At 72.2% G+C, this 21888-nt stretch carries 27 protein-coding genes; 10 read left to right on the top strand and 17 right to left on the bottom strand.

Annotated elements, in window-relative coordinates; all coding sequences use genetic code 11:
* Positions 1-5 precede the first annotated feature (5 nt).
* Positions 6-686, top strand: coding sequence for a response regulator transcription factor (locus tag VK611_19500; GenBank protein ID HMG43525.1), 681 nt, complete (start codon positions 6-8; stop codon positions 684-686).
* Positions 687-735: 49 nt separating this feature from the next.
* Here VK611_19500 and VK611_19505 read toward each other — a convergent pair whose 3' ends face one another.
* The 6 genes from VK611_19505 to VK611_19530 all read right to left on the bottom strand — a co-directional run bounded on the left by VK611_19505 (position 736) and on the right by VK611_19530 (position 5516).
* On the bottom strand, positions 736-894 hold the full coding sequence (locus tag VK611_19505; protein HMG43526.1) for a hypothetical protein: 159 nt from the start codon (positions 892-894) through the stop codon (positions 736-738).
* A gap of 4 nt (positions 895-898) precedes the next feature.
* Complete coding sequence (locus VK611_19510) at positions 899-1282, bottom strand: RidA family protein (GenBank protein HMG43527.1); 384 nt, start codon at positions 1280-1282, stop codon at positions 899-901.
* Positions 1283-1305: 23 nt separating this feature from the next.
* Positions 1306-2865, bottom strand: coding sequence for a 2Fe-2S iron-sulfur cluster-binding protein (locus tag VK611_19515; protein HMG43528.1), 1560 nt, complete (start codon positions 2863-2865; stop codon positions 1306-1308).
* Positions 2858-4372 (bottom strand): PQQ-binding-like beta-propeller repeat protein, encoded by a 1515-nt coding sequence (locus VK611_19520; protein ID HMG43529.1) that lies wholly within the window; start codon positions 4370-4372, stop codon positions 2858-2860. Before VK611_19520 ends, VK611_19515 begins: the two co-directional genes overlap by 8 nt.
* Before the next feature lie 104 nt (positions 4373-4476).
* On the bottom strand, positions 4477-4797 hold the full coding sequence (gene erpA, locus VK611_19525) for an iron-sulfur cluster insertion protein ErpA (GenBank protein HMG43530.1): 321 nt from the start codon (positions 4795-4797) through the stop codon (positions 4477-4479).
* 47 nt (positions 4798-4844) lie between these two features.
* On the bottom strand, positions 4845-5516 hold the full coding sequence (locus VK611_19530; GenBank protein ID HMG43531.1) for a helix-turn-helix domain-containing protein: 672 nt from the start codon (positions 5514-5516) through the stop codon (positions 4845-4847).
* Positions 5517-5576: 60 nt separating this feature from the next.
* On the opposite strand from VK611_19530, the gene VK611_19535 reads away from it, so the two are divergent.
* Positions 5577-6755 (top strand): Mrp/NBP35 family ATP-binding protein, encoded by a 1179-nt coding sequence (locus VK611_19535; GenBank protein ID HMG43532.1) that lies wholly within the window; start codon positions 5577-5579, stop codon positions 6753-6755.
* Between the two features lie 24 nt (positions 6756-6779).
* On the opposite strand, the gene VK611_19540 is transcribed toward VK611_19535, so the two are convergent.
* From VK611_19540 to VK611_19550, 3 genes are all read right to left on the bottom strand, one after another.
* Positions 6780-7163, bottom strand: a complete 384-nt coding sequence (locus VK611_19540) for a VOC family protein (protein HMG43533.1) — start codon at positions 7161-7163, stop codon at positions 6780-6782.
* Between the two features lie 116 nt (positions 7164-7279).
* A complete protein-coding gene (locus VK611_19545) occupies positions 7280-8152 on the bottom strand; it encodes an MBL fold metallo-hydrolase (GenBank protein ID HMG43534.1) in 873 nt (290 codons plus the stop codon).
* Positions 8149-8634: an FxsA family protein gene (locus VK611_19550; GenBank protein ID HMG43535.1), complete on the bottom strand. Its 486-nt coding sequence runs from the start codon at positions 8632-8634 to the stop codon at positions 8149-8151. The genes VK611_19545 and VK611_19550 overlap by 4 nt, the downstream gene beginning before the upstream one ends.
* 241 nt (positions 8635-8875) lie before the next feature.
* On the opposite strand from VK611_19550, the gene VK611_19555 reads away from it, so the two are divergent.
* On the top strand, positions 8876-9172 hold the full coding sequence (locus VK611_19555) for a hypothetical protein (GenBank protein HMG43536.1): 297 nt from the start codon (positions 8876-8878) through the stop codon (positions 9170-9172).
* Positions 9173-9327: 155 nt separating this feature from the next.
* Here the strand turns inward: VK611_19555 and VK611_19560 are convergent, their stop codons facing one another.
* A complete protein-coding gene (locus VK611_19560) occupies positions 9328-9594 on the bottom strand; it encodes a WhiB family transcriptional regulator (protein HMG43537.1) in 267 nt (88 codons plus the stop codon).
* 201 nt (positions 9595-9795) lie between these two features.
* Positions 9796-11073 (bottom strand): NfeD family protein, encoded by a 1278-nt coding sequence (locus VK611_19565; protein ID HMG43538.1) that lies wholly within the window; start codon positions 11071-11073, stop codon positions 9796-9798.
* 243 nt (positions 11074-11316) lie between these two features.
* Here VK611_19565 and VK611_19570 point away from each other — a divergent pair, with 243 nt between their 5' ends.
* The 4 genes from VK611_19570 to VK611_19585 all read left to right on the top strand — a co-directional run bounded on the left by VK611_19570 (position 11317) and on the right by VK611_19585 (position 13198).
* Positions 11317-11535, top strand: a complete 219-nt coding sequence (locus VK611_19570; GenBank protein ID HMG43539.1) for a hypothetical protein — start codon at positions 11317-11319, stop codon at positions 11533-11535.
* A gap of 70 nt (positions 11536-11605) precedes the next feature.
* Positions 11606-12280 (top strand): Crp/Fnr family transcriptional regulator, encoded by a 675-nt coding sequence (locus tag VK611_19575; protein HMG43540.1) that lies wholly within the window; start codon positions 11606-11608, stop codon positions 12278-12280.
* A gap of 106 nt (positions 12281-12386) precedes the next feature.
* Positions 12387-12527: a hypothetical protein gene (locus tag VK611_19580; protein HMG43541.1), complete on the top strand. Its 141-nt coding sequence runs from the start codon at positions 12387-12389 to the stop codon at positions 12525-12527.
* A complete protein-coding gene (locus VK611_19585; GenBank protein HMG43542.1) occupies positions 12524-13198 on the top strand; it encodes a peptidoglycan-binding domain-containing protein in 675 nt (224 codons plus the stop codon). The genes VK611_19580 and VK611_19585 overlap by 4 nt, the downstream gene beginning before the upstream one ends.
* A 9-nt stretch (positions 13199-13207) precedes the next feature.
* Here the strand turns inward: VK611_19585 and VK611_19590 are convergent, their stop codons facing one another.
* From VK611_19590 to VK611_19600, 3 genes are all read right to left on the bottom strand, one after another.
* Positions 13208-13711, bottom strand: coding sequence for a hypothetical protein (locus tag VK611_19590; protein ID HMG43543.1), 504 nt, complete (start codon positions 13709-13711; stop codon positions 13208-13210).
* Between the two features lie 3 nt (positions 13712-13714).
* Entirely contained in the window at positions 13715-14590 is an 876-nt protein-coding gene (locus VK611_19595; GenBank protein HMG43544.1) for a hypothetical protein, read from the bottom strand.
* 79 nt (positions 14591-14669) lie between these two features.
* Positions 14670-17867 carry an AAA family ATPase gene (locus VK611_19600; protein HMG43545.1) on the bottom strand — a complete coding sequence of 1066 codons (3198 nt, stop codon included), beginning with the start codon at positions 17865-17867 and terminating at the stop codon, positions 14670-14672.
* A gap of 244 nt (positions 17868-18111) precedes the next feature.
* Here VK611_19600 and VK611_19605 point away from each other — a divergent pair, with 244 nt between their 5' ends.
* Both VK611_19605 and VK611_19610 read left to right on the top strand, forming a co-directional pair.
* Entirely contained in the window at positions 18112-18594 is a 483-nt protein-coding gene (locus VK611_19605) for a sigma-70 family RNA polymerase sigma factor (GenBank protein ID HMG43546.1), read from the top strand.
* A complete protein-coding gene (locus tag VK611_19610; protein HMG43547.1) occupies positions 18595-19323 on the top strand; it encodes a hypothetical protein in 729 nt (242 codons plus the stop codon).
* Positions 19324-19661: 338 nt separating this feature from the next.
* Here the strand turns inward: VK611_19610 and VK611_19615 are convergent, their stop codons facing one another.
* Together VK611_19615 and VK611_19620 are read right to left on the bottom strand one after the other, a co-directional pair.
* Positions 19662-19898, bottom strand: coding sequence for a hypothetical protein (locus VK611_19615; protein ID HMG43548.1), 237 nt, complete (start codon positions 19896-19898; stop codon positions 19662-19664).
* A 29-nt stretch (positions 19899-19927) separates the two neighbouring features.
* Positions 19928-20518, bottom strand: coding sequence for an HD domain-containing protein (locus VK611_19620; GenBank protein ID HMG43549.1), 591 nt, complete (start codon positions 20516-20518; stop codon positions 19928-19930).
* Positions 20519-20550: 32 nt separating this feature from the next.
* On the opposite strand from VK611_19620, the gene VK611_19625 reads away from it, so the two are divergent.
* Complete coding sequence (locus VK611_19625; protein ID HMG43550.1) at positions 20551-21015, top strand: hypothetical protein; 465 nt, start codon at positions 20551-20553, stop codon at positions 21013-21015.
* On the opposite strand, the gene VK611_19630 is transcribed toward VK611_19625, so the two are convergent.
* Complete coding sequence (locus VK611_19630; GenBank protein ID HMG43551.1) at positions 21004-21600, bottom strand: hypothetical protein; 597 nt, start codon at positions 21598-21600, stop codon at positions 21004-21006. The two genes, VK611_19625 and VK611_19630, sit on opposite strands and share 12 nt — an antisense overlap.
* Positions 21601-21888 lie beyond the last annotated feature (288 nt).

Raw genomic sequence — 21888 nt, forward strand, 5'->3', positions numbered from 1 at the left:
CCGTGATGGATCCCCTGCTCCTCTTCCCCGATCCCGCGCCTCCCGAGCTGGCCCAGGCGCTGGACCTCGCCGGTTACCCCTGGAAGGCGGTGTCCGACGAGCGGTCGGCCAGCAAGGCCGAGCCGGAGGACGGCTGGGCGGGAGCGCTGGTCGTGGCCGCGATCGACCCGGAGGGAGCGTTCGCCCTCTGTCGGGCGTTGCGCAAACGGGACGTCCCCCTGGAGCCGTTGCTCCTGCTCGTCTCGGGGGCCCAGCTGGGCGACCTGGAGCTCCGTGACGAGCTGTTCGACGACTTCTGCCTCTACCCGTTCCAACCGCTGGAGCTCGAGGCCCGCATCAAGCACCTGTTCTGGCGGACGGGTCGGGGCACCCAGCCGGAGCTGGTCGAGTACGGGGCGCTGGTCCTCAACCTGGAGACCTACCAGGCGGCGATCGACGGTCGGCCGCTCGACCTGACCTACATGGAGTACGAGCTGCTGAAGTTCCTGGCCGCGCACCCGGGCCGCGTCTTCACCCGCGAGACGCTGCTGAGCCGGGTGTGGGGCTACGAGTACTACGGGGGAGCGCGGACGGTCGACGTCCACATCCGTCGTCTGCGGGCGAAGCTCGGCGAGGAGCACGCCAACCTGATCCAGACGGTCCGGTCGGTGGGCTACCGCTTCGGCCAGTCCCGCTGGGGCACCTGAGCCTGTCGCCTGGTCGGCAACGGCGCCGACCGGACAGCGCCACCTACCCCTATTTGTTGAGCGCGATCAGTTCGCTGCCCTCGTTGCGGGATTCGGCATCGAGGGTGAGGGCCTGGCCGAGGATCGCGGCGACGATCGAGGTGGACATCAGGAACCCGACCGGGATCCCGACGACCAGGACGGCTACGAGGATGATGGCGCCGAGCATGACGTCAGCTTTCCGTGTCCGGGGTCGTCGTACCAACCCAGGCCCAGGCCTCGATCTCGATCAGGGCCCCGATCGGCAGCTCCGCGACGCCGACGGCCGAGCGGGCCGGGCGGTGGTCGCCGAAGCATTCGACGTAGGTCTCGTTCATCACCGAGTAGTCGCTCATGTGGCGCAGGAAGACCGTGGTCTTCACCACCTGGTCGAGCCGCGCGCCCTGGGTGGCCAGCTGGGCCTCGAGGTTGGCGATCGCCTGGCGCAGCTCGCCGCCGGTGCCGCCACCCGCCATCTGACCCCCGCCGGTGATGCCGACCTGGCCGGACACCACCAGCCACTCGCCGGCTCGGACGATGGGCGTGTAGGCCCCGACGGCCTTGGGCGCTTGGCTCATGCCGGAGGAACCTAGACCAACGGTCAGGGGCGAGGGTGTAGGCCGGTGGGCCACGCGGGCGGGGTGCCCTGGGCGATCCAGGTGGCGGCGGCGACGGCAGCGAACACGGCGTCGGAGCCGTTGACGGGCGGGCGGCCCGGGTCGGGTTCGACGGTCACCTCGATCGGCGGGGTGTCGATCGCCCGCAGGATGCCGAAGCTGCGGATGGTCAGGTCGTGCACCTCGCCGTGCTCGTCGACGGCCAACCCCTCGCTGCACACCCAGCTCAGCGCCATGTGGGCCGCGCCGACGCAGTAGGACCGCAGCACCACCTCGTCCAACGGCTCCCCGCACCGCACGTTCACGGCGATGCGCGGCTCCTCGCCCAGCACGACCTCCGCCGTGGCGACGGCGCCGTGGGGCGATGTGATCTCGACCGGTCCCTTCTCGCCGGACTTGGCTGCCAGGAGGGCCAGGGCCTCGGCCCAGCCCGCGGCCCGCAGGTCGGCGGAGGTGGTGGGGCCGAGGACGTCGATCTCCTCGACGACCAGGTCCGGGGCCACCGAGGCGATCGCGGCGGCGATGCCCGGCGTGCGGGCCACCCGGACGACGCCGGTGCCGTCCCGGAGCAGGCCGGCGGCGATCGGGGGACGCTTGGGGCCGAGCCGCACCGTGTCCTCGCGGGACAGCACGACCCGCACGGGCCGGTCGTGCTCGTCGGCCAGCTGCCGGGCCGCGGCCGCCGCTGGCGAGGCGACCTTCCCGCCGAACGCCCCGCCGTTGGCCAACGGTGTCACCGGCTCGCCGCCCGGGAGGCACCACGAGGCGTCGGTCTCCAGGTAGGCGGGCTCCACCCAGCTGGTGCGCAGCGTGACGTCCCAGTCGCCCGGCGGCAGCTCCAGGGGCGGCACGACGTCGGCGGTGGTCCGTCGCCCCTGCACCTTCCCCGACGCTGCCCGGGCCTCGGCCAGCGTCTCGCCCACGGCCCAGCCCTCGCCGGCCGCGGGGACGGCGACCAGGGCGCCCGGAGGTGCGGTGTCGTCGGCGAAGCCGCCCTCGCCCAAGGCCACCGCCGGCCCGACCGACTGCGGCGAGCGGCCCTCGATCGTCGCCCGCTCCGAGGCGGCGAGGCCTGACGTTGCCGGCGGGCCGTCCCGGAGCGACCAGGCGTCGAGGATCGTGCGCCAGCCGGTGCAGCGGCACAGGTGGGCCAGCAGGGCCTGCTCGACGTCGTCGCCGCCCTTGGCACGCAACGATTCCAGCCGCAGGACGATCCCCGGCGTGCAGAAGCCGCACTGGCTCCCGCCCGCGGCACAGAACGCCGACCCCCACGCCGCCGACGACTCCGGCGGCAACCCCTCCAGCGTCGTTATCGAGCGTCCCCGCACCCGGCGGGCCGGGGTCACGCAGGCCACGCGGGCCTGGCCGTCGACCAGCACCGTGCAGCACCCGCACTGCCCCTGCGGGCTGCAGCCGTCCTTCACCGACCGGATGCCGAGCTGCTCCCGCAGGACGTCCAGCAAGGTCGACCCCGAGTCCGGGACCTCGACCTGCTGCCCGTTGACCTCGAACTGGAGCAGCGCCGCTCCGCGAACCTCAGTCACCGATCGCGACGAAGCGCCCGCCGCGGGTGCCGACGAACAGGCGCCCGTTCCACACGGCCGGCGTCGACTCGACGCACCCCACCACCTGCACGTTCCACATCTCGGGCGGCTTCACCGTGGTGTCCGACACGTCGAAGGCGTGGATGCCCCCGGCGCAGTCGCCCTGGATCCACACGTCGTCGACCACCACCGGCGACGACCACGTCGGCCCCGGCAGCACCGTCGTCCAGCGCACCTCGCCGGTGGCCCGGTCGACGCCGTAGGTCGTGCCGTCGTCGCTGGGGGCGATCACGAGGTCGTCGTGGAGAGCCGGCGTCGCCCAGAACCCCCGGGAGTCGTGCACCGACCACACCAGCGGGTCGTCGGGCTTCGAGGGGTCGAGCTTGATCAGCTGACCGACCTCCTCGGCCCGTGGGGAGTCCCGCTCCACCTGCGACGCCACGTAGAGCATCCCCTCCTCGTCGATCACCACCGAGGCGTCGATGTCGTCGCCGTTCCAGAAGCGGAACACCCGCCCGGGTGGGGAGGCGCCCTCCTGCCCGAGGCCCGACACGTCCCAGCCCTGCACCAGCCCGCCCGAGTTGGCGAAGTAGATCACGCCGTCGTGGTAGGCGACGGAGTTCTCGATCGACACGTCGTCGGTGCGCTCCGGGTCGATCTTGGCGAGCTCCTCGAGCAGCCCTGCGTCCCAGCCCGGCGTGTTGTAGACGAGCTCCGGGGCGACCTGCACCGCGTCGTTCTCGTCGTAGGAGCGGTTGAGCTTCACGATGTGGAACTGCGAGTTCTCCCCGCCCTCGTAGAGGTAGTCGCCCATCACCAGCGGCGAGCCGTCCCAGTCGTCGTTCCACTTGACGGGCGTCACGGCGTCGGCCGGCAGCTTCCACAGCGGCCGGGGCTCGGGGCCGTCGATGGCGATCATGTGCACGAAGTTGTCGCGGCTCCCCGAGTAGACGATCGGGTAGCCGTCGGGGTCGATCGTGACCGACCCCTTGATGATGTCGCCGGTCTCGTACGGCGGGATGATGTCCTCGCCGGTCTCCCAGTCGACGAAGTGGACCTTCTTGTCGTAGGCACCGAAGACCACCCACGTGCGGCCGTCGCGTTCGAACACCGCCGGCTGACCGGTCCAGCCCGAGCCGCACCAGAAGAACTCGCCCGCGTGCTCGCCTCTGGGGACTTCGGACTCGGCGCACATCCGCTCGCTGTCGCCCGGGTAGGTCCAGACGACCTTGGGGTTCTGCGGGATCGGGCCCTCGCCGTAGTAGCTCCGGCTTGGGCTCCCCCGGAACGTGAGCAGGCCGGGGGTGGTGAAGCCGGACGCGGGATCGGGGAGGTTCTCGGGCACGTCGGGACTGGCCGACGCCTCGGGCAGCACCCGTTGCACCGCCAGCGCCCCGACCGCGACCACCACCAGGGCGACCAACAGGAAGACCAGGCGGGGGCCGTCGCCCCGCTCGCCGCCGCTCAGGTGCCGTGGGCGTCGCTCCAACGGTTCGACCCACGGCATGTCGCCGTGGGTCGGAGGGGGTGGAGGCGCCGCTGCGGACGGTGGCGGGAGGTCGAAGCGATCACGCGGCGACCCCGGAGCGGGGAACCGCGACCGCTCTCGGTTCAACTGAAGCTCTGGCCGCAGCCGCAGGTGCGCTGTGCGTTGGGGTTGTCGATCGCGAAGCCGGCGCCCTGGAGGCCGTCCTTGTAGTCGAGCGTCGCGCCCTCGAGGAGCATGGCGCTCGACGGGTCGACCACGACCTGCACACCGTTGAAGTCGACGGTGAGGTCGTCGTCGGCGCGGTCGGCGTCGAAGAACATCTCGTAGCTGTAGCCGGAACAGCCGCCAGGCCGGACGGCGACACGCAGCGCAAGCTCCTGGACGCCCTCGGCCTCGATGAGGGTGCGGACCTTGTCGGCAGCGGTATCGGTAAGGGCGATCACGTTCGAGGGCCTCCTGATCGGGACACGATTCAGCCTATAGGGGGTGGTCAGGTCGGAGCGAGAGCCAGCGACACCTGGCAGGGGGTCCGACTGAGCAAAGTGTGGAAGGTGGTGACGGTGGCTCCGCCCGAGCAGTCGACGAAGCCTTCGACCAGGCCCCGGTGCAGGCCGCAGACGACGTCGGGGTCGGCCTCGGCGAGGTCGCGGAAGGGGCAGTGGGTGAAGGCGACGGTGGCGGACTTCTCGTCGCTGGCCACCGCGGGGTCGAAGCCGAGCGAGTCGAGCCGGACCACCAGGCCGCCGAGCACGTCGTCGGCCGCGTCGGCCTGGTCGGCCGCGGCGTAGGCCTCGCCCTGGTCGCGGCCGGCCTCGATCGCCTCGTCGGCGCCCAGGCGGGCCGAGCCGGCGAGGCGGAGCAGCATCCGCGACAGCACCTGGAACGTGGGGGGTTCGAGCCCGAGCGACGGTGCGTCGGCGGCCACCGAGTAGCGGTGCTGCGGTCGGCCGACGGCACCCCGGGCCTCGGTCTCGAGGTCGAGGAGGCCGACCTCGCGCATGCGCTCCAGGTGGGGGCGCACGGTGTTGGGGTGGAGGTCGAGCGTCTCGGCGATCTCGGCGGTGGCGAGCGGGCGCGGCGAACGCGCCAGCTCCAGGTAGATGGCGTAGCGGGTGTTGTCGCCCAGGGCCTTCAAGACCGCGAGCCGAGCCGCAGTGCTCACGCCGGTGAGCCTAACGGCACACGTCGAGTTTCACCGGGCGAGACCGGTAGAATCCGCGGCGTGCGTGGCACCCTTCCGACCTCCGACGACGTGGTGCAGGTGCTGCGAGGCGTCGTCGATCCCGAGCTGGGCAGCGACATCGTCGACCTGGGCATGGTCCGGTCGGCCGTCGTCGACGACGCGGGCACCGTCACCGTCACGATCGCCCTGACCACCGCCGGCTGCCCGCTGCGGTCCCAGATCCAGCGCGACATCAAGTCCCGCGTCCAGTCGGTCCCCGGCGTCGGCGCGGTCGAGCTGCGCTGGGACGAGATGACCGACGAGGAGCGGACGGGCGTCATGGCCAAGGCCCGTTTCAACATCACCCAGCGCCCCGAGGACACGTCGGTCCCGCTCACCGCCAACGTCATCCTGGTGGCGTCGGGGAAGGGTGGCGTCGGCAAGTCGTCGGTCACGGTGAACCTGGCCGCCGCGCTGGCCGCCAAGGGCATGACCGTCGGCGTGCTCGACGCCGACATCTGGGGCTTCTCCGTGCCCCGCATGCTGGGCGTGGAGGGTCGGCTGGGCTCGGTGAGCCACGACGGCAAGGCCTACATCGCCCCGCAGGAGCGCAAGGTCGGCCCGGGCGTGCTGCGGGTGGTGTCGATGGGCCTGCTGGTCGACGGCGAGGAGACCGCCCTCATGTGGCGGGGCCTGATGCTCAACCGCGGCGTGCAGCACTTCCTGCAGGACGTGTGGTGGGGCGACGACCTCGACTACCTGCTGATCGACATGCCCCCCGGCACCGGCGACGTGCAGATGGGCGTGGCCAAGCTGCTGCCCCGCTCCGAGGTGCTGGTGGTGACGACGCCGGCCCGCGCCGCCCAGAAGGTGGCCGTGCGGGTGGTGGGCATGGCCCGCAAGAGCTTCCTGCGGGTGGCCGGCGTGATCGAGAACATGAGCAGCTTCCGCAGCAACGACGGCGAGGAGCACGCCCTGTTCGGCAGCGGCGGGGGCCTGGAGCTGGCGCAGGACGCCGGCGTGCCGCTGCTCGGGTCCGTGCCGCTCGAGCCGGCGGTGTCGGCCGGGGGCGACGACGGGCAGCCGGTGGTGCTGCTGGGCACGGGCCGGGCGGCCGAGGCGTTCCAGGCGATCGCCGACCGCATCGTCGACGAGGCGATCCCGCCATCGGCGATGGCCGGGTGCAGCGCCCGCATGCTCGACGCCGCCGTCGCCGCGCTCGACAAGGCCGAGATCTAGCTACAGCCGCTCGGACCGCGCCGGCTACTCCGGTGTCGGCCCGTAGGGGTGGGTGAACACCTCCATGATGTGACCGTCGGGGTCGTGGAAGTAGACCCCACGGCCGCCGTAGAGGTGGTTGATCTCACCGGGCCGGTGCAGGAAGGGGTCGGCGTAGAACGTCACGCCGGCCGCCTGGATGCGGGCGAAGACGGCGTCGAAGTCTTCGTCGCCGATCAGGAAGGCGTAGTGCTGCGGGTGTACCTCGGCGCTGTCGAGGTACTCGAGGATCACGCCGTTGGTGAGGGGGACCGGCTGGAACGGGCCCCAGGGGTCCGCCGTCGGGATCCCCAGGATCTCGGTGACGAACTGGGCGGACGCCCGCTTGTCGGTCGTGTGGACGATGGTGTGGTTCAGCTCGACCTTCATGACCCCATCGTCCTGCCGACCGGGCCGCGCGTCGTCGTCCGCTCGGTGGCAGTGGGGCTACTGCGGTGGGCGCAACCCGTGCGCCGAGGAACTACGCCCGCGGTGGTAGGCGGGGTTCAGGCCGCGGCGGACCAGGGGCCTTCGAGGCTGTCGCCCTTGGCGACGCCGTCGTCGGCCAGCTTGCGGAGGTGCGCCCACACCGACAGCGCCGCCCACCCGTGCATCTCGCTGGGCACGTCGGTGTAGATGGTCTCCACCAGCTCGGGGATCGTGGCGGTGTGGGCCGTGCGGAGCGCGGTGAGCACCTGCTGCTCGCGCTCGAGCCGGTGGTGGATGTACTCGTCGATCACCTCGATGGGGTTCTCGATGAGGTGACCGTGGCCCGGGGCGATGGTGCGCAGCCGGGGCTTGATCTGCTTGAGCCGCTCGAGCGACGCCAGGTAGGCCGTCATGTCGCCGTCGGGCGGGGCGATCACCACCGTCGACCCCTGCATGATGTGGTCGCCGGTGAACAGCGTCCGCTCCTCGGGCAGCAGGTAGCAGAGGTGGTTCGACGCGTGGCCCGGCGTGTGCAGCACCCGGAGGTGGTACTCGGTGGCCTCGATCACGTCGCCGTCGCGGAGGGTGCCGTCGAGCGGCGGGTACTCGTCCTCGTCTCGGCCGGGGCCGAAGGCGAGCAGCTCGGCGCCGGTGCGCTCCCGCAGGGCCGCGGCGCCGGGCGAGTGGTCGGGGTGCGTGTGGGTGAGCAGGATCCAGCGGATGCGGTCGCCGCCGCAGCCGGCGATGGCGTCGAGGTGCTGCTGGTCCTCGGGGCCGGGGTCGATCACGGCGATCTCGTCGATGCCCACGAGGTAGGTGTTGGTGCCGGGGCCGGTCATCGACGACGGGTTCTCGCACACGATCCGCCGCACCATCGGCGACAGGGCGCTGGCCACGCCGTAGACGATCGGCTTGGGGTGCTCGGGAGGAGCCTGGGCCGCGTCGCTCATGGGCCACCCCCTCCCAGCTCGCCGCGGGAGGGCGGGTCCTCCCAGCTGTCGACGTCCCAGACGCCGTCGGGGTCGTCGGCCCGGTCGGCGGGGCCGCCGGTGGAGCCGACCACCACGATCTGCGAGGACGTCCGGATGCGTCGCAGGGCCAGCGTGCGCACGCCGATGCGGACCGGTGGGATCAGCAGCAGGATGCCGACGGCGTCGGTCACGAAGCCCGGGAACACCAGCAGCACGGCTGCGAGCAGGATGAGCGCTCCGTCCATCAGCTCACGGCTGGGCACCTCGCCGTCGGCCTGGGTGCGACGCATGCGGGCGATGACGCCGAGGCCGGCCCGCTTCGCCAGCCACACGCCCACCATCGACACGACGATGAGCAGTCCGATCGTGTTGAAGGCGCCGATCTCGCTCCCGACCTGGATGAGCACGGCCAGCTCGACGAGGGGGAGAGCGATCAGCAGGAGGAGGATCAACAGCGCCATGCCAACGTCAACTACCAGGTCGAATGGTCGCGTCGGCGGGCGATGTCCACATCGGCAGCCTACCCCTCGTCAGGTTCCTGTAGGCCGCCGGCCCTCGTGGTCGCGGACGCGAACACGTGCTTGCCACTGTGACCCTCTTCACAGCGGACCTACCGCGTAGTAACATGCGCTTCGCACACGGGGGTGGGGTCCCTCGTGCCGGCGCCGAGGCGTCACGACCACAACCGGGGGGAGGTAGCACATGATGCAGAAGCTGGCACCTGGTGTCGGCGCTGGGGGCGTCGTGTTGCTGCTGTTGGTCGTCACGTCCCTGCTGCCGATTGGAGCCGCCGGCGAGCGCTTTGCGCTCGCCGGCATGCTCTCCGCCGCATGGCTCACCATGTCGGGGGCTGTCCGCAGCGTGACCGAAGTGGGCGAACTGGTCAGCTGCGCATCGTCCGCTTCGTCGCAGCGCCAGCGGTTCCCCCGGCTATCAGGCACGCGCGCAGTGACAGGGGCGCGCCGTGCCGGGCCGGCGCTCCGCCCCCACGGTCGCTGAGCCCCCCGGTCGCTCCCGTCGCCCGGCTGGTCGATCCCATTGGCGATCCCGGCCTTCGATCTCGTCGATCTCACCAGATAACGCAACCGGGGCACCGGCTGAGCCGATGCCCCGGATGTCGTTTGCGCGTGGGTGTAGCCCAGCCGGCGGCCGACCTAGTTGTGGATAGCCACCATCGCTCGGCGTTCGGCCTCACTGAGGCCGCCCCAGATGCCGTGCGGTTCACGAATCCGCAACGCGTATTGGAGGCACGGTTCACGCACCACACACGTTGCACAGATCGCTTTCGCCTGCTCTTCGCGCTGAAGCTTGTCGCTCTTCCTTTCAAAATGACTTGGCGGGAAGAACACGACGGCTTGCGGACCTCGACATGCGGCCCGTACATGCCATGTTTCCTCGACACGCTGTGCACTCACAGGCATCCCCCCTTTTCAGCGATTTACCATAACTCCTGACTTTCGGTCAGAACAAGGGAAACTTTCGTAAGCAAAGCGCTTGCTAGCTGCAAACTTGCCAGCGTGTGAACCCACTCCACACGGCGGATGTCGAATCTCGCGACGAATTCTGACGGACCAACAATGTGCCAATGGCGAGCCAACGAAGTTCGTCGGGGCCGGCAAATGTCAGGTGCGTTGTTTGGCCCGCTCCCGGTAGTCGATCGCCCCACCCGACTCGGGCTCGACTTCCAGCACCAGACCCTCGATGGAGACGACGCGCACCGGCTCGTCCTTCTCTATGGGCGTGGCACGGTTGGTGCGTGCCCGCCAAGGAGCATCCCGCACCACGACCACGCCGTCGGGCGAGATGGCGGTACGCGCCCGACCCATTTCACCGACCATCCACTGCCGTCCGATCGTCGGCGTGGAGAAGCGGCTCCGCACCATCGTAGGCATGCCCGAGAGCATGGCCAGACTGATCCCGCCGATTGCTACGACCAATGTGATCCAGCTCAGCGACACCCCGTCGAAGAGCATCAACGAGCCCAGCGCGAACGAGCCCACGGCGATGCCGCTCCACACCCGCGGCACGCCGGTCTGCACGTCGACGGCGAAGCCGAACATGGCCAGCAGCAGCAGCACGACGCCCACCGGCTGCACCGGCAGGCTCGCCAGCCCGTAGCAGCCCAGCAGCAGCGACCCGGCCCCCACCGAGCCCGCCAGGCCCACGCCCGCGGTGAACAGCTCGAACACCAGCAGCGCCAGGCCGATCACGAACAGCAGGTAGGCGACCGCGGGGCTCGACACCGTGTGCATCAGCTGGCCGAGCAGCGGCAGCTTGGTGAAGGTGGCCGTCGTGACCGGCTCCCGGCGGCCGTCGTCGTTGACCCTGGTCTCGACGCCCGGCAGCTCGATGACGAAGTCACCGATGGCGGCGGCGTCGTTGTCGACCAGGCCCAGCTCGACGGCCCGCTCGGCGTTCACCCGGTCGCCCACGTCGGTCGAACCCAGGGCCGTCGGCTCGACGTCGCGTGCCCGCAGCAGGCCCGGTGTGACCTGGATGCTGGCGCCCGGACGGGCCACGCCGGTGACGTCGGCCGCGGCCAGGAGGTCGGCGGCGGCGCCGGTCGCCCGGTAGCCCGTCGGGCCGACCCACACGGCGACCGGGACGGGCGATTCGTCGATGGTCTCCACCAGCTCGTCGACACCGCCCTCGTTGCCGACCGCGCCGTTGCTGTTCAGCTGGAGGACGACGGCGAGCGCGCACGTGCCCTCGGCGTCGCTGATCTCCGACGTCACGTAGTCGACCAGCACCGGGTCGAGACGGCCGTTGACCTGCACCACCGACACGAACTCGTCGTCGGCGGTACAGCGTTCGGCCGCCTGCGCGCCGGCCGGCGGCGTGCCGCCGAGCGCGCTCGCGCCGAGGACGACCGTGCCTGCGACGAGAGCAGTCAGGCCCACCTTCCGTCGGTGGCGGTCAACGAAGGTGCGGGGGTGATGGCTCACGGTCTGGCTCACATCGGGTCGGCGGTCACAGGGGTAAGGAGCCATCGAAGCAGGCAGCCACCCCGGCGGCCAAGGCGGACGGTCGCCCGGCGGCGAAATCGGGTCCCGTGTGTCATCTGACGCTGTGGGGGATGGCGTCGCGGGGTGACAGTGGCGGCACCTACGACGACATCCCGTGGAGGGAAGGAGGCGGACGACATGATCGTGCGGACCGAGCCGGCCCTGGTGACAGGGCTGCTGCAAGCGCTGATCGCCGTGGCCGTGAGCTTCGGCCTCGGCCTGAGCCCGGAGCAGGTGGGGGCCATCGTGGCGCTCACCGCGGCGGCAGGGGCGGTGTTCGTCCGCCGGCAGGTCACACCGGTGCAGGCGGAGCCGGCGCCCCGACCGGTGGCCGGCCCCCAACCGGCGGAGACCTGACCGCCAAGGCGGAGGATCGTCGGCGCCACCCGGCCCCGTGGCGCCGACGGCGGGCGTAACGTCAGGAGCGGTGGGTGAGCTTCGGGCGGTCGGCGGGTTCCTGTCCTCGTTGGGGTCGGACGACCGCGCCGCGCTCGGCGCCCTGGGCCGCGACCGCAGGTTCCCGCGGGGCGGCCGCCTGTTCCTCGAAGGCGACCGGGCCGACGCCGTCTACGTCCTGATCGAGGGCCAGGCCCGCATCTACACCGTGACCGCCGAGGGGAACGAGGTCACGCTCAGCGTGCGGGGGCCCGGCGACCTGATCGGCGAGATGGGCGCGCTGGACCTCGGCAGCGTCCGCTCGGCCAGCGTGGTCGCCCTCGACGCGCTGCACTGCCGGGTGATCGCCGCGGCCGACCTGCACGCCTTCCTCGCGACCCACCCCGCCGCCACTCTGGTGCTGCTGCGGCTGCTCGTCGGGCGGCTGCGCGACTCCGACCGGCGGCGCACGGAGTTCGGGTCGTACACCACCACCCGGCGGCTGGCCCGGCTCCTGGTGGAGGAGGCGGCGGACGACGCGGCCGCACCGCCGACGGTGCCGATCGGCCTGGCGCTCTCGCAGCACGAGCTCGCCGGCCTCATCGGTGCGTCCCGGGAGTCCGTCGCCCGGGCGCTCGCCGAGCTGCGGGGCCGGGGCCTGGTGGCGACGGGGCGGCGGACCATCACCATCCGGGACCCCGCCGGGCTCCGTCACTACGCCCGCTGACGGCCACGCTGTGGCGTAGGTCACGGCGCTTCCGTGTCAGATGGCGACGAATCGGGGGCCGAGGTCGGCGCACGATCGCCCGGACGCCAGACACCGGGAGGACCCCATGGCCGACACACCCACCGATCCCGCCGACGGCCCGGTCGCGAAAGTGACCGAGGACGACATCGACGACGAGGCCGCCATCGGCGCGCCGCTCGACGACGGGGACTACCTCGTCCGCCTGAGCCAGGAGGCGGACTCGTGAGCTGGCGACTCGCGAAGTCGCTGGAGGGCCTGCGCGACCAGGTGAACGACCACGCTCCGGGTCGGCGCAAGCAGACCGACGGCACCATCGGCAACGAGGAGCACCAGAAGGGGCACAGCCGCCACAACCCCAACGACGCCGGTGTCGTGTGCGCGCTCGACCTCACCGACGACCCCACCAACGGCTGTCCCATCCACGAGATCGCCGACAGCGTCGTGGCCAACCCCCACCCTGCCCTCGCCTACGTGATCTCCAACCGCCGCGTCGCCCGGCGGAGCACCGGCTGGGCATGGCACACGTACACGGGGGCCAGCCCGCACGTCAGCCACGCGCACTTCGCCGTGGGAGTCGGGACCGACCCCCGCCCCGGCGAGCCGACACCCAAGCCGCCCTACGACGACACCACGAAGTGGCACATCACCGGAGCGCCGCGGCCCAGCGGCAACCCGCCCCCGAAGCTGCGCCGGGGATCGAGGGGCGAGCAGGTGCGCGGCCTGCAACGGATCCTCATCGGCGCCGGGGAGCTGCCCGCCGGCAGCGCCGACGGCGTGTTCGGGGCGGCCACCGAGGCCGCCGTCCGCCGGTTCCAGCGCCGACTGGGCGTGACGTCGGACGGCGTCGTCGGCGAAGACACCCACGCCGCCATCGCCCGGCTCCTCCGCATCCTGTAGGCGGTCCAGCTAGGGGCTCGGGTCCGGCCCGGTCACAGGGATGCGCCAGTTGACGGTCAGGCCCAGCTGGGCCAGGACCGCGGTCCAGTCGACCCAGCGGCGGACCACGAGCGTCCCCCGGACCGGGCTGAAGCCGACGACCGTGTAGCCCTGCACGACGACGCTCCGGCCGGTGGGCGGGATGCCGTTGAAGCGGCCGTGGGTGTCGTCGTGCGTCGTCTCGAACGTCCACGCCACGCCGAAGGAGGCCTCCCCGAGCGGGCCCGACTGCTCGGCCTCCGACGACCACGTGCCGGGGGCGTCGCTGAACAGCGGTGCCAGCTGGTCGACGGTGTCGCACTCGACCAGCGCCACGCCGAGGTCCGGGTCGTCGCGCACCTCGGCCATCAGCCGGCCGGGGTCGCCGGTGTCGGGGTCCATCAGCCGGTCGAACCGGTCGGCGCGGTCGTCGCCCAGACGCTCCCGGCAGCCCGGGCTCAGGACGGGCCGCAGCGGCTGCTTGGGTGCGTCCATCGCTCACACGTTCCCGTCGTGCTTCACGCCGCCGGCCGCCATCGACGGCGACACGACCACGATGTCGCCCGTGCCCTCGTAGCGGCAGAACTGGGGGATGCCCCAGTCGCCGAAGTCGGTCGGGCCGACGTTGTTGGTCGCCGTGAGGCTGGCGACCGGCACCACCTCGGCGGACCGGTGCTGCCGGTGGGTCACCACCCAGGTGCCGTAGCGCCGCTCGATCGCCTCCACCGGGTGCAGGGGCTTCGGGTCTCCGGGATCGGCCCCGACCAGGATCTGGTAGTCGTCCTGGGTGCTGGGGACCGGATGGCTCGCACCCGCCGCCAGCGTGGTGGGGGAGCTGGCGATCGGGCTCTCCGCGATGTTGGAGCCCTTGTGGCCGGGCGTGAGGAGGAACACGCTGACCAGACCTGTGGGGCCGACCGGTCGGTGGACCACCCAGGTCTCGAACCACTGCGACATGCACTTCCAGAAGAGCTCGATCTGCCACGGCTCGTCGCGCCCGGGGCCGTCGCCGTCCGGTGGGACCCCGAGCGCCAGTTCGTGCGCCCAGCGCAGTGCCGCGCGCACGATCCGGTCGGGCTTGCCCCGGTAGCCCAGCCAGAAGCCGGTGTCGACGGTGTCCTGCCAGACCCAGGCGCCGTCGACCTGCTGGTAGCCGAACCAGTCCCGCTTGATGTGGTCCTCCGGTGGCGGCTGGCCGGGCGGGCGGCGGTCGAAGGCCGGGTCGTCCCACAGCCCGGGGACCGCGTCGACCCAGCTCACGTCGTGGAGGCCCGGGGTGGTCCGCTCCGCCTCCTCGGAGGCTCGCAGCCGGTCGAGCATGGCCCGCATCTCCGCCCGGGTCCCGTTGAGGTGCTGCTCGACCACGCGCAGCACCGGCCCCTTCTCCAACTGGTATGGCATACCGCCCGCCATGACACCGCCCTACGTCTTGTCCGCTGGACGACACTATGCGTCACGTAGGCCGCAAACGGAAGACCTCGATCGCGGCCGGCAGGCCCCGCAGCGGGCTCGGTCCGAGGCTCTCGACCCGCACGTCCGGGGCGTCGAGTCCCTCGACCACATCCGCGGTGGCCAGGACCTCCCCGGGTGCGGCCTGCGCGCACAGTCGGGCCGCCTGCGACTGGACCAGCCCGAAGAAGTCGCCTCCCGACGGGATGAGCCGGCCCCGCGCCAGCCCGCAGCGGATCTCCAGCGCCAGCTCGGGCTCGTCGGCACGCCAGCGGCGGATGTCGTCGAGGGTGGCCAGCGCGCACCGGACCGCGTCGTGCGGGTCGTCGAAGGCCACGTTCACGCCGTCGCCCGTGTGCTTGATCTCCAGGCCGCGGTGCTCCCGCAGCCGGGCCCGGACGATGCGGTCGTGGATGCGGAGCTGCTCCAGGTAGAGCGCGTCGCCGAGCTGGGCGTTCGCCGCGGTCGACCCCACCACGTCGTCGGTGAGGATCGTCCGCTCCCGAGCCGGGCCCTCCACGCCGGTGACCTGCACGCCGAGCGACTGCGCCAGCTCGTCGCAGCGGGCCACCCAGCCGGTCATCGACTGGCGCGCGAAGGCCCGGGCCGCGGCGACGAGGTCGACCGCGACGGTGGTGGTGGGTGCGGGTGCTCCGGGGCCTCCGAGGTTCTCGGCGGCGGCGACCCGGGCCCGCTCCAGCAGGACCCGGCCGCGCTCCGGCTCGAGGCGCTCCCGGTCGACCAGCGCCTGTGCGTGGTCGAGGAGGCGGCGGGCCTCGCCCAGGTCGCCTCGGTGGCGGGCCACAACCGCCAGCAGGCGCGGGACCAGCGCCGGCCAGCCCACCACGACCAGGGCCCCGCGGGCGTACATCTGCTCCAGCGCTGGCGCGGCGGACTCGACGAGCCCGGCGTCGCCGACGAGGTCGCCCACCTCGACGAGCGCGACCGCGATCGCCCCGTTGTCCTGGCTCACCGGCCCTCGGAACCCCGTGCGCCACCTCGCCGAGGTGAGCTGCGCCCGGGCCGCGATCCGGTCGTGGGCCTCGACGGCGGCGAGAGCGGCCATCGCGGTCGTCATCGGCAGCTGGTCGCCGCCGGGCAGCGAGGGTAGCGACGGGCGCGAGCGGTCGGAGCCGAGGCCCCGGGTGCGCCCGGCCAGCGCATGGACCGCCGGCGCCAGCGCGGCAGCGATGTAGGTGAACCGTGTCCAGCGCCAGTGGCCGTTCGCCCGCTCGATCGCGGCGACGGCCGTGGCGTCGTCACCCGTCAACGTCGCCACCAGGGAGCGGAACGCGGCCGCCAGGCCCAGCTCGGCCCAGAAGCGCTCGGCCGCGGCCAGGGACTCCACCCGGACGAGCTCGTCGCGGGCGCGACCGACCTCGCCCGCCATGAGCCACGACAGCGCCAGCCGCGACCGGGCGTGCACCTCGCTCAACCGGTCGCCCGCCGCGACGGCGTGGGCGCGGCCCCGCTCCAGGCAGTCGGCCGCGGCGCCCGGCTCCAGCCGCGCCAGTCGATGGATGCCCTCGGCGAACTCGACACGGGCCAGCGCCGCCGCGACGCCCGGGTCGCCGGGCCCGCGCCGCGCTGCGCCGCGGGCCGCCTCGACGAGCGCCAGCGCCCGGTCGGTCTCGCCGGATATCAGCAGCGCCTCGGCCAGCGTGGCCCGGGCCTGTGCCAGCAGGTCGACCGTCACGTCCGGGTCGCCGCGCAGGGCGTTCTCCAGCTCGGCGGCGTCGATCCGCCGGCCCAGCTCCACCTGGCCGCCCACACGGAAGCGGACGAGGAAGGTTGCGGCGGCCAACCGGGTCGACCCGTCCCCGGCCCGGCGGGCCGCCTGCGCCGCCCGGGTCAGCAGCCGTTCGCCCAGTGCCCGGTCGTGGTCGAGGTAGGCGGCGCGCCCCGCCTCGAGGAACCGGTGTGCCGACCGACCGTCGTCGTTCCTGCCCTCCTCGGCGGCGACGGACAGGAACCGGGATGCCTGGTGCCATGCCCCCCACCTCAGCGCCACCCGGCCGGCGCGGCCCACCACATCGACCACCGCCGCGGCGCGGTCGCCGGGGTGACCCCGGAGCAGGTGGTCGGCCCGGCGGAGCAGCCACTCGTCCGCGTCGGCGTCGCTGTCCCCGTCGTCACGGTCCTCGGCGGTCGCCGGCGAGGACGCGGCGAGGCGTTCGGCGATCGCGCGGTGGCGGGCCTGCTGCTCGTCCTCGCCCATCCGGTCGAGCAGCTCCGAGCGGACGAGCGGATGGGCGAAGCGCATCCCGTCCGGCTCCCGGCGCACCAGCCCGGCGTCGGCGGCCCGGGCGACCGCCGTGGCCACCTCCTCCCGAGGCCGGCCGGTCACCCGCGCCAGCTGGTCGATCTCCCAGGGCTCGCCCGCCAGTGCCGCGTGGCCGAGCACCTCCCGCAGTTCGCCGTCGAGGTCGGCGATCCGCCGGCCGATGGCCTCGCCCAACGTGACGACCCGGGGTGTCGACCTCGGGACGGACGCCGTGGCCCCGCCGGGCCCGGGCCTCGGGCCGCCCGTCATCGCGCTCTCGACGAGCAACGGCAGCCCGCCGGTGTCCTCGACCAGCTGACGGGCCCGCGACCGGTCGGGTGGGAGTCCCCAGGTGGCGAGCAGGTCCATTACCTCGTGTTCGTCCAGGCCGCGCAGTGCGAGGGGAGTGGCGGCTCCGAGGCGCGACAGGCGTTCGGCCAACCCGTCGGGCTCGACGGGTCCGCGGGCGGTGACGGCGGCGACGAGGTGGAGGTCGTGCCGGCTGCCGGCGTCGTCGAGGGCCAGCAGCAGCTCGTCGATGCAGGCGAGCGACTCCGGCTCGAGGTCGTGGACGTCGTCGAGCAGCACCATCAGCAGCCGGCGCCGGGCCCGGGCGATCAGCCGCTCCGCAGCCAGCCGGGCCAGGTCGGGGCCGGGTGCCGCGGCGCCGATGTCCGGCAGCGGTCCCAGCAGCCGGCGGACGGTCGCGAACGGCAGGGTCGTGCCCGACGCCGTCGCCCGCAGGACGAAGGCGCCGCGGGCTGCACCTTCTGCTGTCAGCCAGCTCAGCAGGGTGGTTTTGCCGATGCCCGGCGGCCCGGTGATCACGGCCACCACCGGCCGGCCGTCGAGTGCCTGCCCCAGGAGATGGCTCAGGACGGCCCGCTCCCCCTGCCGGCCCACGAAGGCCCCGCCGTCGGCTCCGCCCGCCCTCACCACGCCCGCATTCTGTCGGCCGCGAGTTGGTTCCGACGGTGACGGGGACGAGGGACTTCGATCCTGTCGTCGTTCCTGACGGCCACATGTTCCTGCTCGGCGACAACCCTGCGCAGCTCCGCCAGCGAGGCGATGGCGACACAGCCCGGCGACTGAGGGGAGGTAGACGTCCTGGTCGTCGCTCAGGTAGGCGGGCGTGAATGCGGATCTGGGCAAACCGAACCTCGCCGTAGCGTGTCCTCATGGCGTGGGGGTGCGGTTGACCGACGACGATCTTCGATCGTTCTACAACACCCACTACGGCCGGGTGCTGGGTGTCGTCACGATGGTGACCGGGAGTCGGGCGGCAGCGGAGGATGTCGTGCACGAGGCTTTGGCTCGGGCCTGGGAGCGCGGCGACAGCATCGAGCAGCTCGACCGCTGGGTGCTCACGGTGGCCTTGAACCTGGCTCGGAACCGCTGGCGCAAGATCCGACGTGAGATCGGGGGCCGTGCGGTCGACCGCCCGGTGCCCGCCGAGGACGGCCAGTCGGTCGACCTGCAGCGGGCTCTGCGCGACCTGCCGGGGCGCCAGCGGGAGGTCGTGGTCCTGTATTACCTGCTGGACCTGCCGGTCGCCGAGGTGGCGGACCTACTCGGGCTGAGTGCGGGCGGGGTCAAGCACGCGCTGTTCCGGGCCCGGCGGTCGCTGGCCGGTGCCCTTGCCGTCGTCGACCAGGAGGTGACCTAGATGGCGATCGACCTCGACGAGCTGCTGCGCACGCAGTTCGGGGATCTCATTGACGAGTCTCGGGGGCCGCTGGAGGACGTGGAGCAGGACGTGCTGCGCCGGGTCGGCCGCCGTCGTCGTCGCCGCCGGGTGGGGGCCGGCTGCGGTGTGCTGGCGATGCTGGCGCTCGTCGTCGCCGCACCCACGGTGATGGGCGGTAGGTCGTCGCCGGACGTGAGCACCAAGCGAGAGGCGCCGGCGACGACCGACGCGCCGCTGGCACCGGCCCGGCCGGTCGGTGTCGAGCGGATCGACGCGTACGGCGGCCGGACCGGCACGGCGCTCGTCGTGGTCCACTTCGACGCCCCCGTGCCCACCGACGCACCCATGTACGTGGACGACATCGAGCATCCCGATGCCCCCGGTATCGCCTACACGACACAACGCCCCGACCGGGTCAAGGTGTGCGAGAACACGCACTGGTTCCCAGGCGACGAGGGCACCGTCGACGTCCTCATCCCCGTCGCATGGCTCAAGCCCGGGACCAGGGGTTCGGACATCCCACTGGATACCCACGGCTCCTCGGCGAAGGTCCCCGTGTGCGGCGGACCCGACGACGTCTGGCCCCTCGACAACCACATCCAGATCGCGATCTGGGGCCCCGAGTCCGACGACCCCGACGCCGTCACCGCCACCATCAGCCCCGACGGCACCGAGCTGGTCGTCGAGATCCAACCCACGACGCCATGACAGGTAGCGGGTTCGGGTGAGAGACCACCAACGATGAGCGGCAGCCGTGTCGATGCGTGATCCGCCTCGACGACCTGCGGGCGCTCCTCGGCGCCGAGGCGTCGTCGTCTCCGACCGATCGGCGAGCGTCGCTGAGTGCGTACCCGACATCCCGGCGGCATTTCAGCACCTCGCCACCGTGCATCGTCGCCGCAGCAGTGCCGAGGTGGGCCCAGCACAGGTTGAGGCTGGCCTGTACCGGGGTTCGTCATTGGGGCCGCAGATGCCTCGGCCGGCGCCTGAGCTGCCACCACCCTGGTGTCGTGTTGGTCGCGGATCGCGGCGAAGCCGGTCCCGATCTAGGAGAGCTGGGCGGCGACGTGGTCGAGGCGGGTTTCGACGCCATCGAAGCGGCGGTCCATGCTCCGCAGTTGGGAGTCGACACGGGCGCCGAGGGCGTCACAGCGTCGGTCGGTCTGGTTGATCCGGTCTCCCATCGCTGCGAAGCGACCGTCGTGCAGGACGATGCGGGCCTTGATCTCCTGGAAGCGGGCGTCGAACCGTTCTTCGAGCCGTCGCAGGTCGTCCCTCGTCACGGGGTCGGCGCCGCCCCCGGGAGGCAGGTTCACGACAGTGGGCCGGCCGGCCGAGTGGGTGTGGCGGCAGCGACGGCTCGGTCGACCAGGTCGCCCAGCTCCGCGGTCATCGTCGACGGCAGGACGTGCTCGGCGGCTGCGGTGAAGGCGCGGAAGTAGGGGAGCGCGGCGACGAAGCCCGACCGGGTCGACCAGTAGGCGGATGGGTCGTCGGTGCGTGCGCGTTCCAGCACGGTGGCGATGCTGACGATCTTGTCCGCGGCGCTGGCCTGCATCGTGGCCGAGTCGTCCGCTGGTGGTCGCGGCACGGTGCCGGCGCTGAGTCCGTCGTGTTCGTGCTGGAGCGCTTCGACCAGTCGGGCGACCTCGGGCGATAGGAGCGTGACGAGGACGGCGTGAAGGTCAAGCCCTGGTGGGGCAAGTTCAGGGCTGTCGTGCAGCAACGCTGCGGCGATCACCTCGGGGGCGGCGTCGGGCACGTGCCGGCGGAGCACGTCGACGACCTGGAGGGCGTGGGTGAGGGCGTCCTGGGGGCCGATCCGCTGGCCGTCGCACCAGAGTCGGGCGAGCTGGAGAGCCGCAGAGATCGTCGAGTGATCATCGAGGCCGAGTTCGGTCATGGCCGCTGCCGGCGCCTTCCTATGCTTCGTGGGTGTCGGATCAGCGGGCGCCCCTGCCGGAGTGGGCGGACAGGACATGTCTCGTCTGTCCTGCTCAGCGGCTCGGACCGGGGTGCTTCGACGTGGTCGACCAGCCCGGCCCCCGCTATCGCCTGGACGGCCAGGTGGGACACCGGATCGACGCGGAGTCCGGCGTCGCGGTGTGCGTCCATCCGTTCCGGGTCGGGATGGCTCCCGGGGCCTACGCCAGCTCGGGACTGGACCCGCGGCTGGCGGCCGAAGGAGGAGCGGTGTTCACTCCCACGGCCGACCAGCTCGCGCTCCCCAGCGATGTCGACGATCTGGAGGCGTGGTTGATCGCCATGCTCCGCACGGCCGAGCCCGAGCAGATGGCCTCGGCTCTCTCCCAGGCGGAGGCTGCAGCGTCGCGATGCTTCGCCCCGGAGGAGATCGTCACCGCTCTGCGGAGGGTGCTGGCGCACGGGCTACCCGGGTAACGCCGCCGGCTCGGCGTCGAAGTCGATCGACACGCGGCGACCGCCGCCGGTCACGCCGATGCTGCGGTACCGCGCGTCCAGGACGCGCATCCGGCGGGCAGTCTCCTCGGCGCCGATCCAATACCGGGCGGGCGGGTCACCCCAGCCCGCGGCCCGATAGCACTGCTCGGTGTAGTCGCCCGCCATCCAGCCGAAGCGCTCCCGGTCGGTCATGTGCACGAACTCGATCCCGAGGCGCAGCTGCACCTGCACCACCAGCGTGTGCTGCGCCAACACGGCGTGCACCATCTCGTCGACCGGGGCGGACACGACCAGCTCGGCCGCGTCCTCATCGCCGTCGGTCAACTCGTAGATGGCGGCCTTCAACGCCAGCACCTTCAAGGCCTCGGCGAACAGCGGCGCGGTGTCCGTGTCCAGATCGAACTCGCACACGATCGGGTAGCCCGTAAACGTGCTCCAGCACGACGCGTACAAGCTCGTCGAGCTGGTCAGCCGCTCGAAATCGAGATCGGAACGGCTCGCAGCGAGGATCGCGGCAGCGCGGCCGCCGACCGACTGCGGATCGGGATGGACGATGTGGCTCATAGGGGTCTTTCCTCCTGTGGTTGACGAACTCGATCACCGGCCAGAAGCCCGCCACCGGCCAGAAGCCCGCTTGGGATGCCGCAGGAGGCACGACCGCAGCACGCAGAGCACGGTGCAGTCATGCCGCATGTCTTCCGACCACCAGCACCTCGGCTCCCGCACGACGCCGCATAGCGCCCACCCGCACCAAGCGGCTGCACCCCGGACACCACACCTGTCCAGGGCCAACCTGGCAGGTGGGCCTGAGACAGGCTCCCGACCCCTCACAGGCCGGGGTCGTCAGCCAGC

The sequence above is a fragment of the Acidimicrobiales bacterium genome (assembly GCA_035316325.1).
In the GTDB taxonomy this organism is placed as follows: Bacteria; Actinomycetota; Acidimicrobiia; order Acidimicrobiales; family VFJN01; genus DASXTK01.